Source organism: Sphingomonas sp. CFBP 13706 (genome assembly GCF_014842355.1).
In the GTDB taxonomy this organism is placed as follows: Bacteria; Pseudomonadota; Alphaproteobacteria; order Sphingomonadales; family Sphingomonadaceae; genus Sphingomonas; species Sphingomonas aerolata.
Genome location: NZ_JACYVM010000052.1, coordinates 1 through 1,473 on the forward strand (window position 1 = coordinate 1; position 1,473 = coordinate 1,473).

A 1,473-nucleotide genomic window follows, 5' to 3' on the forward strand; every position below is an offset into this window, starting at 1 on the left:
CCTCAGCCAGATGCGCCAGTCCGTCGGCATCGTTGGCATCGGTCTTGTTCGCTGCCATGTCGAGAGCAGCTTTGGCATGGCGTGCGTCGATACAGATCGCTGGCACCCCTTCGGCCGCCAGCGCGTGAAAGAACCAGACCGAGAGCGGGCCAGTCTCGAATACTACCCGCTTGGGTGCCGGCGCATGCTTGCGGATCAATGCCGCCAGAAGCTGTGGATCCGAGGGACACTTACCACGCCAAACACGCTTGCCGTCACGCCGAATGGATACGGCAGTCTCTTTCAAGGAAACGTCTAGCCCGATATACTCGTCCATGGCTGTTCTCCATCAGATGCTTGGGCCCGGCTTCGGATCGTGAGCCCGTACTTCCATCTTATCGGGGAACAGCCACTAGCTTCCATCGTGAACGCTAGGGCTTCGCTCCCGCGATTACCCCATGTTCATCTCAACGTTTGTCCGCAGCTTGGAGCCTAAGTTTTTGATCCCACAGCTTGATGACGCGATCCTTTCTTTGGAACGGTGGATCCATGACCCAGAGGATGGCGTGCGAGGCATCCGATGTCTTTCGTGCCGCGGCGCCCGTGTCCTTCCCGTTGAACACCACGACGGACTGCCGCCCGACCCATCCGATAACCGTGGTGGAGTTTCACGGCACGGCGGACGAGATCGTCAGCTATTACGGCGTCGGCCTCTTCGGCTTCCAGGGCGCTCGCAAGAGTCTCGCTACCTGGGCGGCGCTCGACGGATGCAGTGGCGAACCCGTACGCACCCAGTTGAAGGGCCTCAGCCGGGACGAGACCTTCACGGAATGCCGGGGTGGTACGCGCGTCGGACTGGTATCGATCGCGTACGCATTCCACGAAGTCTACGGCAACGCCGACGTCGATATCGCAGACTACATCTGGAGCCATGTGTTCAACGACGTTCCGTGACGGTTGGCCGCAGCCGCAGAGGCGGCTGCGCCCAAACTGCGCGAGCAGCGTACGGTAAGTGCGGCGCTGCTCGGGCAGTTGGAGGAGAGCGGCGAAGGGCAAATCTCGCTCACCGATCTTGACGCGCGTCTATTGGTCGAACATTCGAAGGTGACGGTCGGTTACAACGCGCAGGTAGCGGTCGATGCCACGCACAGACTAACCGTCGAACAGCACGTCACCAACGCCTGCAACGACATGGGCTTGCTGGCACCGCCGCCAGTGCGAAAAGGGGTGCTTGAAGTCGAGCGGATCGATGCGGTCGCCGACTTGGGCTACCGCAAGGTCGTAGACGTCCGGGCGTGCGAGGCGACCGGCATCACATCGTACATCCCCCGCCCGCACCGCGGCAGCGTAATCGCGCTTCGGATCGCATCGTCACAACCACCTCGGCCGGGGCTGAGCCAGCACTGTCCACCGCATGGGCTAATGGCGGAAACCCTCGTGTCACTAGGGCACAATGCCCAAGTGACACAGCTTCCTGATCACGATAGCTCTCCG

Annotated in this window: 3 protein-coding genes and 1 pseudogene; 2 read left to right on the forward strand and 2 right to left on the reverse strand. The window is 61.4% G+C overall.

What is annotated here, in order from left to right; all coding sequences use genetic code 11:
• Positions 1-316, reverse strand: a 316-nt coding sequence (locus IFS44_RS21575; RefSeq protein ID WP_192100186.1) for an IS110 family transposase, incomplete at its 3' end; no start/stop codon positions are given.
• A 212-nt stretch (positions 317-528) separates the two neighbouring features.
• On the opposite strand from IFS44_RS21575, the gene IFS44_RS21580 reads away from it, so the two are divergent.
• Entirely contained in the window at positions 529-933 is a 405-nt protein-coding gene (locus IFS44_RS21580) for an alpha/beta hydrolase family esterase (RefSeq protein ID WP_192100188.1), read from the forward strand.
• On the opposite strand, the gene IFS44_RS23035 is transcribed toward IFS44_RS21580, so the two are convergent.
• The gene (locus IFS44_RS23035) at positions 897-1,046 is read right to left on the reverse strand and encodes a toxin-antitoxin system HicB family antitoxin (protein ID WP_192100190.1); all 150 of its coding nucleotides are present in this window, start codon (positions 1,044-1,046) and stop codon (positions 897-899) included. The two genes, IFS44_RS21580 and IFS44_RS23035, sit on opposite strands and share 37 nt — an antisense overlap.
• A 37-nt stretch (positions 1,047-1,083) precedes the next feature.
• On the opposite strand from IFS44_RS23035, the pseudogene IFS44_RS22005 reads away from it, so the two are divergent.
• Positions 1,084-1,473 (forward strand): annotated as a pseudogene (locus tag IFS44_RS22005) (hypothetical protein); the annotation flags it as partial.